The 15843-nt window shown below is 61.6% G+C and carries 9 protein-coding genes; 3 read left to right on the forward strand and 6 right to left on the reverse strand.

All coding sequences use genetic code 11. From position 1 onward, the window contains the following. Positions 1–197: 197 nt before the first annotated feature. From XALGPE39_RS09415 to XALGPE39_RS09425, 3 genes are all read right to left on the reverse strand, one after another. Entirely contained in the window at positions 198–1331 is a 1134-nt protein-coding gene (locus tag XALGPE39_RS09415; RefSeq protein WP_045727959.1) for a polyamine ABC transporter substrate-binding protein, read from the reverse strand. Positions 1332–1606: 275 nt separating this feature from the next. Beyond that, entirely contained in the window at positions 1607–2989 is a 1383-nt protein-coding gene (locus tag XALGPE39_RS09420) for a glutamine synthetase family protein (protein WP_045727960.1), read from the reverse strand. Positions 2990–2993: 4 nt separating this feature from the next. After that, on the reverse strand, positions 2994–3752 hold the full coding sequence (locus XALGPE39_RS09425; protein WP_045727961.1) for a gamma-glutamyl-gamma-aminobutyrate hydrolase family protein: 759 nt from the start codon (positions 3750–3752) through the stop codon (positions 2994–2996). A 239-nt stretch (positions 3753–3991) separates the two neighbouring features. On the opposite strand from XALGPE39_RS09425, the gene XALGPE39_RS09430 reads away from it, so the two are divergent. The 3 genes from XALGPE39_RS09430 (at position 3992) to XALGPE39_RS09440 (ending at position 8478) form a co-directional block, all read left to right on the forward strand. Next, positions 3992–5359: a glutamine synthetase family protein gene (locus XALGPE39_RS09430; protein WP_045727962.1), complete on the forward strand. Its 1368-nt coding sequence runs from the start codon at positions 3992–3994 to the stop codon at positions 5357–5359. A 148-nt stretch (positions 5360–5507) separates the two neighbouring features. Further along, entirely contained in the window at positions 5508–6776 is a 1269-nt protein-coding gene (locus tag XALGPE39_RS09435) for an FAD-binding oxidoreductase (RefSeq protein WP_045729102.1), read from the forward strand. A 328-nt stretch (positions 6777–7104) separates the two neighbouring features. Beyond that, entirely contained in the window at positions 7105–8478 is a 1374-nt protein-coding gene (locus tag XALGPE39_RS09440) for a diguanylate cyclase (protein WP_161795353.1), read from the forward strand. On the opposite strand, the gene XALGPE39_RS09445 is transcribed toward XALGPE39_RS09440, so the two are convergent. The 3 genes from XALGPE39_RS09445 to XALGPE39_RS09455 form a co-directional block, all read right to left on the reverse strand. Further along, positions 8417–9688 (reverse strand): MFS transporter, encoded by a 1272-nt coding sequence (locus tag XALGPE39_RS09445; protein WP_045727963.1) that lies wholly within the window; start codon positions 9686–9688, stop codon positions 8417–8419. The genes XALGPE39_RS09440 and XALGPE39_RS09445 overlap by 62 nt on opposite strands. Before the next feature lie 102 nt (positions 9689–9790). Next, a complete protein-coding gene (locus XALGPE39_RS09450) occupies positions 9791–10726 on the reverse strand; it encodes a diguanylate cyclase (RefSeq protein ID WP_045727964.1) in 936 nt (311 codons plus the stop codon). Next, entirely contained in the window at positions 10723–15585 is a 4863-nt protein-coding gene (locus XALGPE39_RS09455; RefSeq protein WP_045727965.1) for a PAS domain S-box protein, read from the reverse strand. Before XALGPE39_RS09455 ends, XALGPE39_RS09450 begins: the two co-directional genes overlap by 4 nt. Positions 15586–15843 lie beyond the last annotated feature (258 nt).

Here is a 15843-nt window from a genome sequence, read left to right on the forward strand (position 1 = left end):
CACTTCGTCGTCTTCTCCATCCTCATGCTTGGAAATGCAACGTCTCTACTTCAAAGTTCATAACACGCTCTAGGCGTCGATCAACGACTTCGCATCACCCCGGGAGATGGCAACGTGACGCGGCGTGCATCACGCACCATCCACCGCGCCATTGGCGTGGCACACGATCTAACCACTGAAGACGCCGCGCCTGTCGTTCAATGGCCGGTCTTGATCTGCGTCCACAGGCGGGTGTACAGCTTGTCCACCTCGGGTGGGTTGATCGCATAAGTGAACATCTTCGCCGCCACCGCTGGCGGTGGATAGATCGTCGGATCGTGACGGATCTGCGGATTCACCAGCGGTGTCGCCTTCGGTACCGGATTGGCGTAATGGATGAAATTGGTATTGGCCGCAGCCACTGCCGGCGTCAGCAGGTCATTGATAAAGGCATACGCGTTCTCCGGATGTTTGGCATCCTTGGGGATGGCGAGCATGTCGAACCACTGCGGCGCGCCCTCCTTGGGAATCGAATAGGCCAGATGCACGCCGTTCTTGGCTTCCTCGGCGCGATCGCGCGCCTGGATGATGTCACCGGACCACCCCACCACCAGACAGGTACTCCCGTTGGCCAGAGAGGTCACATACTGCGAGGAGTTGAAGTTCTGCACATACGGGCGGATGCGTGTGAGCAACGCGGCGGCCTGCTCAAGCTTGGCCGCATCGGTGGTATGCGGATCCTCACCCAGATAATGCAGCGCGATCGGAATCAGGTCCGCGGGCGCATCCAACAGGGTCACGCCACAATCCTTTAGCTTGGCCAGGTAATCGGGCTTGAATACCAGATCCCAACTATTGGCGACGTCGGTGCTGCCGAAAGCCGCCTTGACCTTGTCCACGTTGTAACCGATGCCGGTGGTGCCGATCATGTATGGCACGCCATAGGTGTTGCCCGGATCCTGCTGCGCGATGCGCTGCATGATCTGCGGGTCGAGGTTGGCAAGATTTGGGATCTTGCGCTTGTCCAACGGCAGGAACAGGCCAGCCTGGATTTGCCGGCCGAAGAAATTCAACGTCGGCACCACCACATCGTAGCCGCTGCCGCCGGCCAACAGCTTGGCTTCCACCATCTCGTCGCTGTCGAACACATCATAGGTGACCTCGATGCCGGTCTTTTTTTCAAAATCGGGAATGGTGCTCTCGGCGATGTAGTTCGAGTAGTTGTAGACGTTCAGCACCTTTGCTGCGTCCACACCCGGGTTGCGCCCATCGGCACCGCCGGATCCGTCGCAGGCGGCCAGCAACGTCACCGAAAAGGAAAGCAAACAAAGAATGCGTCGCCGCGGCGTCATGACATGGCTCCTGGGGTCCATGGAAAATCGGGAAGCATCAGGCAGCGCGCGACACACAACAGACCGATAGCATCTCAGCGCAGCGCAACAGGCCAGACTCAGGCGATTTACCCAGCACGTGCGCGGCGTCCTTGCGTGCAATAGTGGCAGATGCGTTCGATATGCGGCAAGTCGCGAGGCAGAGGAATGGACACGCCGGTCGCGCTCATGATCGATCCATTGATGAAAGACGACCACCGATCATGCACTAGCCGATGCGGGCCGCGCTGAGTGCTTCATACATTCAACAACAAGAACTCCCGCTCCCACGAACTGATGACCCGGAAGAATGTCTCGTATTCCTTGCGCTTGACCGAAATATACGCCCGCACGAATCTTGGCCCCAACAATTCCTGCAGCTGCGCACAGTGCTGCAACCCATCCAGCGCCTCGCCGAGCGAACGTGGTAGTTGGTACCCGGTTACCTGACCACTGCCAGTCGTCGGTGCGGTCGGCTCCAATTGCTCGCGTATGCCCAGTAACCCGCAGGCGAGTGTCGCCGCCATCGCCAGATATGGATTGGCATCGGAACCGGCGAAACGACTTTCCACACGCATATTCTCAGCCGTGTCGATCGGCACGCGCAGGCCACAGGTGCGGTTATCGAATCCCCACAGCACATTGCTAGGCGACACCTCGCCGAACATCAGACGACGGTAGGAATTGACATTGGGTGCCAGGAACGCCATCGCCATCGGCACGTACTTCTGCAGACCTGCCAGATAATGCGCAAAGGTACGACTGTACTCGCCGGCACGACGACCACTGAAGACATTCTTGCCGTGTTTGTCCAGCAGGCTCTGGTGGATGTGCATCGCACTGCCCGGCTCGTTCTCCATCGGCTTGGCCAGGAACGTGGCGTAGACACCATGGCGCAATGCCGCCTCACGCATGGTGCGTTTGAACAGGAATACCTGGTCCGCCCGCGACAACGCATCGTCATGGGTGAAATTGACTTCCAACTGCGCCGCACCGGATTCATGGATCAAGGTATCCACGTCCAGTTCCATCGCATCGCAGTAGTCGTACATCAGATCCAGGATCGGGTCGAATTCGTTGACCGCGTCGATCGAATACGACTGCCGCGCCGTTTCCGGGCGACCGGAGCGACCGGCCGGCGGTAACAGTGGGAAATCCGGGTCGGTGTTCTTCTGTACTAGAAAGAATTCCAACTCCGGCGCCACCACCGGCTTGTAACCGATCGCCGCGTATGCCGCGAGCACGCCACGCAACACGTTGCGCGGTGCGAGCTCGTGCGGCAGGCCCTCCTTGGTGTAGCAATCATGGATGACCTGCGCGGTGGGATCCGTGGCCCAGGGCACCATGCGTACCGTGTCCGGATCCGGGCGCAACTGCATGTCCGAATCCGATGGCGAGATCAGCTCATCGTAATCGTCGGGATAATCGCCAGTCACCGTGGTGGCGAAAATGCCCTCGGGCAGTCGCGTACCGTAATCGTGCGAAAACTTGGCGGCAGGAATGATCTTACCGCGCGCATTGCCAGTGATGTCCGGCACCAGGCATTCGACCTCGGTGATGTGGCGCTCCTTCAACCAGCGCCGCAGCGAGCTTTCCTGTTTTTCAGAGCTGTGCTTGTGCGCGCGAGAACCGTTCGCCATGGGATTAGTCCTTACTGCGGCTGGCCGCATAGTGGCGACACGCGTCGCCGAAGAATTGGAAGATGCGCAGATAAAACGCATCGTCGAGGACACGCCATTCCGGGTGCCACTGCATGCCCAACAGGAATCCCGGACCGACACCGCGAAACGCTTCGATCAGGCCATCTGGCGCCAGCGCCTCGACAATCAGATCGCCGCCGAGCCGAGCCACACCTTGACCATGCAGAGAATTCACACGCGCCCGCGCACCGCCGGCGATCTCCTCCAACCAGCCCCCTTCGCTGAAGGTCACCTCATGCGCCGATGCGAACTGCATCTCCAGCGTTGCATGCGGGTTTTCGCGGTGATCCAACAGCCCAGGCTGGGTATGCACTTGCTGGTGCAAAGTCCCCCCTAGCGCCACGTTGACCTCCTGAAAACCGCGGCAGATCGCCAAAATTGGCAGCCCCATGGAAATCGCCTGCGGGATGATGTCCAGCATGTTCGCATCCCGTACCGGATCATGCGGATTGCCAGGCCAGCTCGGCTCGTCACTGTAATGATGCGGCTCGATATTACTGACCGCACCCGTCAGCAACAGACCGTCGAGCCGGGACAACCACGCATATGGATCGACCGGCGGCTGCAGCAAAGGCAGCAGCACAGGAATCACACCCGCACCGTCGATGGCGGCGCGCACATACTTTTCACCGGAGGCCAGAAAGGAATGCTGACCAATAAGCTTGGAGTCGGTCGGTAAGCCGACCAGAGGCGATACAGCCATGCGAAAAACTCGTGTGGCGTCGATGCAAGTTAACCCGCACGTTGTATTTTTACAACACGACACAAAATGGCGCGTGCGGCTCCCGCGCATCTCACACTAGGCCGACAGATACCATAACGTGGCCCATCGCAGCGATACGCAGCACATGACCAGCCACACATATCGACCTTTTGTGTATTTTTGACACCAAGGCGCTCTGTTAGGCTTATCGGGTTACCACAGTGCGCCGCGATGACGACATGCACGACACTCCACTGCTGCCCCCGGACGATGCCCGTACCCTGCACGACATCACCGGCTGCGTGCAGATCGACCTGCTACTGCCCGACTGTAACGGCCTGCTGCGCGGCAAACGCATCACTCGCCAGGCACTGGAAAAGGTCTATCGCAACGGGGTGTGCCTGCCGATGTCGCTGATCGCCACCGACATCACCGGGAACACGGTGGAAGAAACCGGCCTGGGCTACGCCATCGGCGACGAGGACCGATTGTGCTTTCCGATACCCGGCACGTTGCGGCCGATTCCATGGGCGCCAGTGCCATCGGCGCAATTGCTGCTGGCGATGCAGGATGCGGGCAACGCACTCGATTTCGCCCCGCGCCAGGTTCTGGCGCAAGTGCTGACACGATTGCAGTCGCTTGGGCTGACTGCAGTAATCGCAGTGGAATTGGAGTTCTACCTGTTCGATCCATGCGCAGACGCACACGGACGCCCGCAGCCACCGCTGCAACCGCACAGCGGGCGGCGCAACGACAGCACCCAGGTCTATTCGATGCAGGATCTGGACGAGCAGCGCGAGTTCATCGACGCGGTGGCAAAAGCCTGCCAAGCGCAGGGCATTCCGGCCGACACCGCGGTCGCCGAATACGCCCCCGGTCAATTCGAGATCAACCTCACCCATCGCGCCGACGCGCTGGCGGCTTGCGACGATGCGGTCCTACTCAAGCGCGCGATCAAGGAGATCGCACAGCAACAGGGGCTGCTCGCCAGCTTCATGGCCAAGCCGCTGGCAGGGCAATCCGGCAGTGGTCTGCATGTGCACGTGAGCCTGCTCGATGCTGCCGGCCACAATGTCTTCGCCTGCACACCACAGGCCCCGACAGCGGCACTGCGGCACGCCATCGGAGGGCTGCAACACGTCGCCGACGACTGCTTGCTGCTATTTGCCCCGCATGCGAACAGCTATCGCCGCTTCGTTGCCAATGCCTTCGTGCCGCTCAACGATAGCTGGGGCTTCAACAATCGCACCGTAGCGATGCGGATACCGCATAGCGACCCGGCCAACACCCGTATCGAACACCGTATCGCCGGTGCCGACGCGAACCCCTATCTGGTCGCCGCCGCCGTGCTAGCCGGCATCGAATACGGCTTGCAGCACCAGATCGAGCCCGGACCCCCGACCCAAGGCAATGCCTACGCGCAAAGCGCGCCGCGCCACCCGCACTGGCGTGGCGCAATCGCGCGTTTCCTGGCCAGCGACTTCGTCAGCGAACGCTTCGGTGCACGCTTTCGCCACATCTACGGCCAGCAAAAGCGCCGCGAGATGCTGGATTTCCATACGCAGGTGAGCGACGTGGACTATCGCTGGTACCTGCGGACAGTATGAAGAGCCGCAATGATCCAGAAGCGGGTACACGCAGGCACCAGACAGCAATCGCTCGAAACGCCATCGAGATGACGTTGATGCGCCGTCAACCAGCATGATCCGAACCGCTCCGCCCCCGCTGCACCGTGCCCAAGGCACCGAGCCGTCCATGGGCCCAGGCTCCTGGTACCTCGACAGCGCAACGCCCCTGCCGGCGCAGCCCGCCCTGCGCGGGCAGGCACGAGCGGACGTCTGCATTCTCGGCGCCGGCTACACCGGTCTAAGCGCGGCGCTGACGCTGGCCGAGGCGGGGTATCGGGTCGCGGTCATGGAAGCGCAGCGCATAGGCTGGGGCGCATCCGGACGCAATGGCGGCCAGGCCATCGTCGGCTACGGCTGCGAGCAACACACCCTGGAAACCCTGCTCGGCCAGGATGATGCACGCCTGCTGTTCGATTTTTCTCGCGATGGCATGCGCCTGCTACGCGAGCGGATCCAACGCCATGCCATCGCCTGCGATTGGCGCGATGGCCATGCTCACGTGGCGATCACGCCGCGCCACGAGCGTGCACTGCGCGCCGGCATTGTCGCGATGGCGCAACGCTACGATTACCCACTGCAATGGTGGGACCGGCGGCAACTGCAGGCGCAGCTAGGCAGTGCGCGTTATTGTGGCGCGATGTACGACCCGGCCAGTGGTCACCTGCATCCACTGGAATATGCCCGTGGACTGGCACGCGCGGCACTGGCTGCTGGCGTGCGCATCTACGAGCAAAGCCCGGTGACCACGCTGATCCGTGGCGCGCGACCGATCTTGCGTAGCGCACACGGCGAGCTCCAAGGCGATTTCGCCATCCTCGCCGGCAATGCCTGGTTGCAAGGCATCGCCCCGGAACTGGAAACGCGCATCATGCCAGTGGGCACTTACATCGGCGCCAGCACGCCGCTCGGCGCGGAACTAGCGCACGCGCTGATCGGCAATGACATGGCCGTAGCCGACGTCAACCTGGCACTGGACTACTTCCGCCTCAGCCGCGACCACCGCCTGCTGTTCGGCGGCGGCGCAAGCTATTCGGCACTGCCGCCACCAGGCCTGCGCGGATTCATCACCCAACGCATGCGCAAGGTGTTCCCGCAACTGAACACGGTGGAACTGGATTACGTCTGGGGCGGCTATGTCGACATCACCCGCAACCGCACCCCGCATTGGGGCCGGCTGACCCCGAACGTCTACTTCGCGCAGGGTTTCTGCGGCCATGGCGTCGCCACGACCGGTCTGGCCGGGGAGGCCATCGCCCTGGCGATCGCTGGGCAGTCGCAGCGCCTGGATGTGTTCGCAAGGATCCCGCACCGTCCTTTTCCGGGCGGCCGCCTGTTGCGTGCACCGCTGCTGGCGGCGGCGATGTCCTGGTACAAACTACGCGACGCGCTGTGGTGAGACCGCAGCGGTGCAGGCAGCCCCATCGCGGCCTGGAACGCGACCCGATGTGACGTAAATGCGAAGACAGCCAGAGGGTGCCATGCAAGGCCTGTTCCAGCGCTGAAAGGCCCTGGCAAGCCGCGCAACACGCGCCCCATCCCGGTTGGCGGTCGACAGCACGGCGCTGGGGCAGGCATTTGGCCTTGTCGCCAACGCCGCATCCGCAACACCGACGCCCCGTGGATTTGTCTATCGAAACCAATCACGCGCTCTAAAGTTGTCGCGGACGCAGCCGTTAAATCAGTTTCATACAGAAACGTCACTCTGCGAGGCTTACATGCCGCACATGTTGTCGGCCTCTACCATTATAAATGATCGCGTTAGCGGTTTAGAGAAGCAGCGCATCTTGTTGGTAGAGAATTCGCGCTCCTTCACCGACCTGCTACGCGCGGCCATCGAGCAACGCGTTGAGCTGCAGGTCACTGTCGTGTCCACGCTGGCCGAGGCGGGCATCGCGCTGGACGATGGCGGCCCCTGGTTTTTGGTGCTCACCGGACTGGTGCTCGCAGATGGGAACCACGACAGCGTGGTGGACTTCTTCGTCGCCCGAGGCGTGCCGACCGTCGTGGTCAGCGGTGTGTACGACGAAGGGCTGCGCAAGCGCATCCTGAACCAGCAAATCATCGATTTCGTACTGAAAAACGCACCAGGCACCATCGACTATCTGGCGTGGTTGGTGCAGCGGCTGGTACGCAATCGCCGCATCGCCGCGCTCGTGGTGGACGATTCGGCGTCGGCACGGGCTTATGCGGCCTCCCTGCTGGTGATGTATGGCTACCAAGTCGTGGAAGCAGCCGACGGTGCCGCCGGGCTGAAGGCAGTGGAGGCGAATCCTGCAATCCGCCTGGCAGTGGTGGATCAGGAAATGCCAGGCATGGAGGGTGTGGAGTTCACCCGCCGGCTGCGCGCCCTGCGCGCGCGGGACATGCTTGCGGTCATTGGGCTCTCCGGCACCAGCGACGCCTCGTTGGTTCCACGTTTCCTCAAGAACGGCGCCAACGACTTCCTGCGCAAACCATTCTCGCGCGAAGAATTCTTCTGCCGGGTATCGCAGAACGTGGACCAACTGGAACTGATCGGCACCCTGCAGGATCTGGCGACCCGCGATTTCCTCACCGGCCTGCCCAATCGCCGGCATTTCCTTGAGCAAAGCCAACGCACGTTGCCGCAATGCCTGACCGGCCAACAAACGGTCAGCGTGGCGATGCTCGACCTGGATCACTTCAAGCACGTCAACGACACGCTCGGCCACGACGCCGGCGACGAAGCGCTGCGTGCGGTCGCCTCGGTGCTGACCGCGCACGCACGCCCGCAAGACCTGATCGCACGTTTTGGTGGTGAAGAGTTCTGCATGCTGGTGCCCGGTCTCGATGAGGCGGGCATCACCGATTACTTCGAAACCCTACGTGCACGCGTCGCCGAGCTGCAGGTGAGCGTCGGCGAAAAGACGCTCCGTCTTACCATCAGCATCGGCGTGTGCAGCAGCAAGATTAAGAATCAAGCGATGCATCCGTTTCTGGTAGAAGCCGACAAATACCTCTATCTGGCCAAAGCCGGTGGCCGCAACCGAGTCGAACACGCGCCACAGGGACAAGCATTCAACGGCGCAGTAGAGGTATTGCCAGCAAGGTCAGCAAGGTCAGCAGCGCCGCAACACTGATGTAGTAACCGACCCAGGGCAGGCCGTAATTGGAGGCCAACCATGACGCCACAGATGGTGCGGGCGCAGCACCGAGAATACCGGCCAGGCTGAACGACAACGACGCGCCGGTATAGCGCACCGGCGGCGGATAGAGTTCGGCCAGCAAAGTGCCGCATGGGCCGTAACTCAGTCCAATACAGAAAAAACCCAGGGACAGAAATCCCAGCACTTGCCAAGGCTGGCCGCCATGGAACAACGGCGCAAACAGCAGACCGAACAGCACCATGGCGGAACTGGCCACGATCATCGCCAGACGCGTTCCGCAGCGACCGCCAAACCACGCCGACAGCGGGATGGCAACGGCGAAACACACGATACCGAGCATCTGCAACAACAAGAATTGTTCACGGCTGTAGTGCAACGTCGTGGTGCCATAGCCAAGCGTGAACACCGTCATCAGGTAGAACAGGACGAAGGTCGCCAGCAAGGACAGCATGCCCATGAGCATCGCCACGACATGCTGCGACAGCACCTTCAGCATGGGCAAGCGCACCACCTCATTGCGATCCAGTGTGCGCTGGAAATCCGGTGTTTCATGGATCCGCAGGCGTACCCACAGCCCGGTCCCGACCAATAACCCACTCGCCACAAACGGGATCCGCCAGCCCCAGCGCATAAACTGCGTTTCGTCCAGCAGCGCACCCAGCAGCAAAAAAATACCCGAGCACAACATGAAACCCAGCGGCGCGCCCAACTGCGGGAACATGCCGTACCAAGCACGCTTGCCCGGCGGCGCATTCTCCGTGGCCAGCAACACCGCCCCACCCCACTCGCCCCCTAGCCCCAGACCCTGACCGAACCGGCACAGCACCAGCAACACTGGCGCCCACACACCGATATGCGCCTGGCTCGGCAACAGACCGATCAGCACCGTCGACAAGCCCATGGTCAACAGCGCGGCCACCAGCGTTGCCTTGCGTCCAATACGGTCGCCGAAATGACCGAACAGCGCCGCCCCCAACGGACGCGCGACGAACGCCACGGCAAAAGTCGCCAACGATTGCAATCGCGCCGCATTGAGATCGCCATCGGGGAAAAATAGCGCTGGAAACACCAGCACCGCGGCGGTGGCATAGATGTAAAAGTCGAAGAACTCGATGGTGGTGCCGACCAGACTGGCCAACAGCACACGACGTGGAGAGTTACGCACGGAAAGAGGATGGGACATCGGCAACCGACCTACAGGACACAATCCCGATTCTGGCAGATTCGCGCGACGATCACGTAATTTTTACCATGACAAAACAACAACAACCGCATGGAAATTGACTCAGATCACGCAGGCCCGCGCACGTCCTCCCTGCTTGGCCAGATACAGTTGCGCGTCGGCCAACTCCAGCAATGGCTCCCCCATCGCATCCACGCCAGGCACCATCGCCGCCCCCCCCAGACTGATACTCAGCCATGGTCCAAGCGGCGATGCGGCATGCGGATGCTGCAATTGCGCGATCCGCTGCAACATGCGCTGGGCCACATCGCGCACGCCCTCGGCGTCGCTCTCGGGAAGCAACGCAACGAACTCTTCTCCGCCATACCGGGCGATGAGATCGTATGGACGCAGCAAACAACCGGCGAGGGTCTGCGCGAGTAGACGCAAACACGCATCGCCAAGTGGGTGACCGTAGTGATCGTTATAGCGTTTGAAGTAGTCAACGTCGATCATCAGCACCCCACAAGGCTTGCCCTCGCGCGCGCATGCCTGCCAGTGCGTACTGAGCGTTGCATCGAAACGGCGTCGGTTGGCGATACCGGTCAACCCATCCAGCAGCGCGACCTCGCGCAACATGTCGCTTTGCAGCTTCATGATCAACTGATTCTGCACCCTGGCCCGCACCACCACCGGCTGCACAGGTTTGCTGATGAAATCCGCGCCACCCGCTTCCAGCGCCGCCACTTCGTCTTCCGGCGCATTCTGTCCGGTGACGAAGACGACCGGAATGTCCGCTGTCGCCGGATCGGCTTTGAGGCGACGACAGACCTGCAAGCCGTCCAAGCCCGACATCATCACGTCCAACAGAACAAGATCCGGCGGCTGCTCCCGGCACAGGGCCAATGCGCGATGCCCATCCAAGGCCATGCTGACCTCGCACCCATCGCGCAGCAGCTCGTGCAATGCACGAATGTTGATCGGCTGATCGTCCACGATCAGAACACGCGGTCGTCTGCCATCCGGAGCAAGACGACGGTAGGCGGCAAACTCACTCATGCGCAGGCTGGCTCCAGCAAACCGCGCAAACTCGTCAACGCGGCATCGAAATGCAGTGACTGTATCTGCTCGCACAAACGTAGATAGTCCCTCGCACATGCACCAGAAACGCCAGACGGTGCCTGCTCCAATACCGCCAGCGCCGCCATATCCGACCGGCGCAGCAACGGCTCCAACTCAAGCAACCAGGGCCGCAGGAGATCGAGCGATGCCACGGCACGCGACTGCGGCACAGCGCGCAATGGCGCCACAGCGGCGCAAAGCATCTCCAGATCCTGTTTAGCCGCAGCCAACAAGTCGGCCAGCGCGGGATCGGCATCGACCAAACAACCTGCGCGCGCCACCTGCTCCAGTTCTGCCGCCGACTGCGCCAGCACCACGGCCCCCAGCGTCGCGGCACTCCCCTTCACCGCATGCGCCGCATCCGCAGCGGCAAGCGCATCGTGTCGCGCAAGCGCAGCGTGTACCTGTTGCAACAGCGCAAGATGTTCGCTGGCGAACGCATCGAGCATCCGTATGAACAGGTCCACATTGTTGCCGAAGCGGGCCAGGATCGCATCGAGTGGCACTGCCGGACGCGGCGGCGACTGCGCTATCGTCGCAACCACTGATGGGGCACTCGTGCGAGGACTCAATCGCAACAGCGCATCCACCATCTGTTCCAGATCGATTGGCTTGCCGATGTGCGCATTCATCCCCGCCTGCAGGCAGGCCGCCACATCGTCTTGCGCCGCATTGGCCGTCATCGCCAGAATCGGCAAGTTCACAAAACGTGCATCGGCTCGGATGCGCCGGGTGGCCTCCAGACCATCCACTTGCGGCATCTGCATGTCCATCACCACGACATCGAAGCACTCGCCGCTCTCGCACACGCACTGCACACCCTTGAAACCGTCTTCGGCCAGCGCCACGATGGCGCCCTCTGCTCGCAGTAACTCTTCGGCGATTTGCCGGTTCAAGGCGTTGTCCTCCACGACCAACACACGTAATCCTGGCAGACGCGCAACATGGGCCGACGCGGTCAATGCCAAGGACGAGGTGGACGGCGACATCTCATCGCACAACATCTTTTCCAGCGTTTCCACCACCTGCCACGACGTCACCGGCTTGACCAGGTAATCCGCGAACGGTACCTCGGCATGACGCTGCGCCTCGCCGAACACATCGCTTTGGTAGGCGGTTAACATCAATACCATTGGGGGCCTGGCACAGGCGGCTCGTATCGCAGCCGCGGCGGCGACGCCATCGATGCCCGGCAAACGCCAGTCCATCAGCACAGCATCGAAGCGCTTGCCGTGTTCATGCGCCTGCACTACTTGCGCGATCGCCTCTTCGCCGCTGCCCACGCCCGCCATGTCCCAACCGAAGGCGCTCAACGCATCGATCAACGACTCGCGCACCAAGGCGCTGTCGTCCACCACCAGTACATGACGGGCAGAACCCAGGCCGCTGATGGGAATCGCACTGTCGTTCGTGTCCAGCGCGAGTGACAGGTCGAACCAAAACTGGCTGCCCTCGCCAAGGACGCTGTGCAACTGCAATTGCCCCCCCATCATGCCGATCAAGCGCCGACTGATCACCAAACCCAGGCCGCTACCACCGAAACGCCGGCTGATCGACGCCTCGGCCTGGGTGAAACTGTGGAAAATGCGCTGCTGCTGCTCGGTGCTGATGCCGATCCCGGTATCTTCCACCGTCACCCGCAACGTCACCGCCTGCGACTGCCGATGCAACAGCTCCACCTTCAACAGCACATGTCCGTGTTCGGTGAACTTGAGCGCATTGCCCGCCAGATTGATCAGCACCTGCTGCAAGCGCAGGTTATCGCCGATCAAACGGTCGGGGATGTCGCGACCGAGGCGGTACACGATCTCGACCTCCGGCCGCTGATGGTTGCCTGACAGCACCACCGAAAGATCACGCAACAGTTCCTCCATACTGAAGGGATGCAGATCGAGTTGTAGCTTTCCAGCCTCGATCTTGGAATAGTCGAGGATGTCGTTGAGCAAGCTCAATAACGAGGTTCCGGCCTTGTGTGCCTTGCCGACATAGTCGCCTTGACGCGCATCCAGCGCGGTGCGGCGCAACAGTTGCAGCATTCCCAATACCGCATTCATCGGCGTGCGGATCTCATGGCTCATGTTGGCCAGGAACGAGGACTTGGCCTGACTGGCATCGTCGGCGCGCGCCTTGGCATGGCGCAGTTCCTGTTCGGCCTGCAACTGCTCAGTGATGTCGCGATTGATGCCGATCACCCGGATGACCTGCCCCTGCGCATCGCGCTCGGTGTGCGCGCCACCCTGGATATGCCGCTGCGTGCCGTCTTCACGCAGGATACGGAACACCGGGTCGTAAACGCCACGGCCCTCCAACGCATTCTGCAGGCTCACCTCGGTGAAGCCGAGATCGTCCGGATGCACCATGCCTCGCCAGTCCTCATAGCACGGACTCTTCTCGCGCAACTCCAGCGGCCAACCGTAGATCTCGAACATGCGCTCGTTCCATTCCAGCGCACCGTCGCTCAGCCTCCAGGACCAGATCCCGAGTTCGGCGGCGGCCGCCGCCATCGCCAGTTGGTCGCGCGCGTCAGTGAGCGCCTTGCGCTGCCGATGCCGCTCGGTGATGTCGGCGATTCCCCCCACCATGAGGCACTCGCCATCCATCCACATCGTTCCAAGGGAAATCTCGACCGGAAACGTATCGCCATTCTTACGCAGCGCCTGCATTTCGCGGCCACCATCCATGCCCTCATGCCACTCCGGACCGACCTGCCAGACATCCTTGAGCATCGCCTCGTGCAGGCTTGCATGCGCTTCCGGCATCAGCATACCCACGCTCTGACCGACGATCTCCCCGGCACTGTAGCCGAACACGCGCTCGCCGGCGCGATTGAACGAGCGTACCTTGCCATACGCATCGAAGGTGATGATCGGATTAACCGCAGTATCGAGAATCGCCTGAGTCAACGCCGTATTACGCGCGAGCAAGCGCTCGGCTGCTTTGCGTTCGCTGATATCCAGCGCAATGCCCAAATAACCGGTGACGTTACCTTGTTCGGCCAGAATCGGGGTGACGACCAGGCTGACCTGGCGGGTGTCGCCATTGCGGCACACGTAGGTCCATTCGTGGGTTTCGGCGCCGTCGCGCTCGGCCTTTTCGACGAACACGCGGAAACCTTCCACTGGCATGCCCAGCTCCACACTGAGCGCCTGCCCCCGCGTGCTGACCTCCTCAGGCAAATGGAACGCCAGCGCATTCAATCGCCCCACGACCTCCTCACGGCGATAGCCGAGCAGACGCTCGGCTCCCGTATTGAACAGCGCGACCGTGCCATCGTATGCAGTGGTGATAATCGACACTTCAGAAGCAGCACCGAGTACGCTCTCCAGCACTGCGGTGCTACGGCTGAGTTCGGCTGTGCGTGCCGCAACCTGACTCTCCAAGGTCGCATTGAGTGCCAGAATTTGTGCACGCGCCGCTTTCTGCTCGGACACATCGCGCACCGTCATGGAGGCACCGACCGGCTTGCCGGTCGCGTCATAAATCGGCGAGGCGCTGACCAGCACATCCAACAGGCAACCATTGGCATGACGGCGCAGGGTCTCAAAATGCGCTACATGCTCGCCCCGCGCGATACGCACCAACACAGACTCTTCCTCGTCCATCAGCTCGGGCGACACGATCAAATCGCACAAGCGCTGGCCGACCGCTTGCGCCTCGGTATAGCCGAACAACTGTTCGGCGGCACGGTTCCAACTGGTCACCACGCCATCCAATGCCTGGCCGATGATGGCATCGGCGGAGCTTTGCAAGACTGCGATCAGGTTTGCATGATCGCGAGCAACCTGCTTGCGTCGCAGACGATTATTGCCAAGGGCGAATACCAGCGCGGCGGCCAGTGCACTGAGCAACACTCCCGTGATGATGGCAGAGCTTACCGACCACAGGGCGTTGGCCGCGACGAAATCCCCGCCAGCGGCCATGTGCATATGCCAGTGCCGCCCCATCACGCTGCGCTCCAGGAATGCGTGCGGGGCCTGCGCGAGTGGAGCGTGCGGCGCATTGCGATAGAACGGAATCGTCGTAGCGTCGGCATTGATATCGCTCAAGGCCAGTTCGATCCGCTTGGGATCAACGTTAAGCGTCTGCATCACCTGCGGCATCAGCAATGGCGCATACGTCCAGCCCACCAATTCGCGCTGACGCAAGGCCACGGTCGATGGGGTAAGGCCACTGCGGTACACCGGCAACAACATCAGGAACGCCTGCGCACCTTGTGCACCGGCTTGCGCCACGGTGACCGGACCACTCAGGCGCGGCTCTCCGCTCAGCGCCGCCGCCCAAGCCGCCGCGCGACAGGAAGGGTCCGAAGCGATATCCAGCCCTATCTGTGCAGCGTTATTGCCACTGGGCTCGATGTATTCGATAACGAAACGGTCGCCAGCATGCGGCGCCAGCGTGCGAATACGAAAATCCTCTCGCCCTGTTGCCTGCTGGGCGGCGAGGAAGCGTGCCTCGTCAGCATGCGCCACTCGGCGAATGAAGCCAAAGCCGCCGGCCCCCGGGAACTCAAGCGGCAGGTCACGGCTCTGGAGGTAACGCTGTAGTTGGTCGCTGCGTAGATCAGCGCCGGCAATCAGCACCGCGCCGCGCAGGCCGCGCAAGCCGTATTGATAGCGGTAGAGTGCGTCTTCGATACGGTCGAAGGTGGCACGGGCCTTGACGTTCAATTGGGCCTGCACGTGCTGTGCGTTGTCCCGCTGCAATTGCAACGCCACGACAGACGTCAGCGCCATGCCCACCAACAGAATCGTCAACGCAAAGTACAACGACAAACGATTGGCGCGCAGCTTCAGCATCGTCCGGCACTCCCCAGAGCCCGTTCCCCGGCAGGCCGACACTCGCCCCGCCACCATTGCATCGCGTCATGTCCCGTTTGTGTGGCGGAGGAACGTGCGCTATTGCTCAGCGCGTGATCGGCGTAATGGCGAGAAGCTTGATGCCCTTCTTCACATTTATGTGATTTCTATCACAAAATTCATGCGACAAACACAATGATGACAGCGTTTCCGACCGGGACGAGCGCTCCGCCCTGCCCCATCGTTGCACGCTGATCA

The sequence above is a fragment of the Xanthomonas sp. GPE 39 genome, assembly GCF_000963005.1.
Lineage (GTDB): Bacteria > Pseudomonadota > Gammaproteobacteria > Xanthomonadales > Xanthomonadaceae > Xanthomonas_A.

Excerpts from the sequence above, each read along its gene's own strand:
- XALGPE39_RS09415 (WP_045727959.1), bottom strand. The coding sequence starts at position 1,331 with ATGACGCCGCGGCGACGCATTCTTTGTTTGCTTTCCTTTTCGGTGACG.
- XALGPE39_RS09440 (WP_161795353.1), top strand. The coding sequence starts at position 7,105 with ATGTTGTCGGCCTCTACCATTATAAATGATCGCGTTAGCGGTTTAGAG.
- XALGPE39_RS09425 (WP_045727961.1), bottom strand. The coding sequence starts at position 3,752 with ATGGCTGTATCGCCTCTGGTCGGCTTACCGACCGACTCCAAGCTTATT.
- XALGPE39_RS09445 (WP_045727963.1), bottom strand. The coding sequence starts at position 9,688 with ATGTCCCATCCTCTTTCCGTGCGTAACTCTCCACGTCGTGTGCTGTTG.
- XALGPE39_RS09435 (WP_045729102.1), top strand. The coding sequence starts at position 5,508 with ATGGGCCCAGGCTCCTGGTACCTCGACAGCGCAACGCCCCTGCCGGCG.
- XALGPE39_RS09450 (WP_045727964.1), bottom strand. The coding sequence starts at position 10,726 with ATGAGTGAGTTTGCCGCCTACCGTCGTCTTGCTCCGGATGGCAGACGA.
- XALGPE39_RS09420 (WP_045727960.1), bottom strand. The coding sequence starts at position 2,989 with ATGGCGAACGGTTCTCGCGCGCACAAGCACAGCTCTGAAAAACAGGAA.
- XALGPE39_RS09430 (WP_045727962.1), top strand. The coding sequence starts at position 3,992 with ATGCACGACACTCCACTGCTGCCCCCGGACGATGCCCGTACCCTGCAC.
- XALGPE39_RS09455 (WP_045727965.1), bottom strand. The coding sequence starts at position 15,585 with ATGCTGAAGCTGCGCGCCAATCGTTTGTCGTTGTACTTTGCGTTGACG.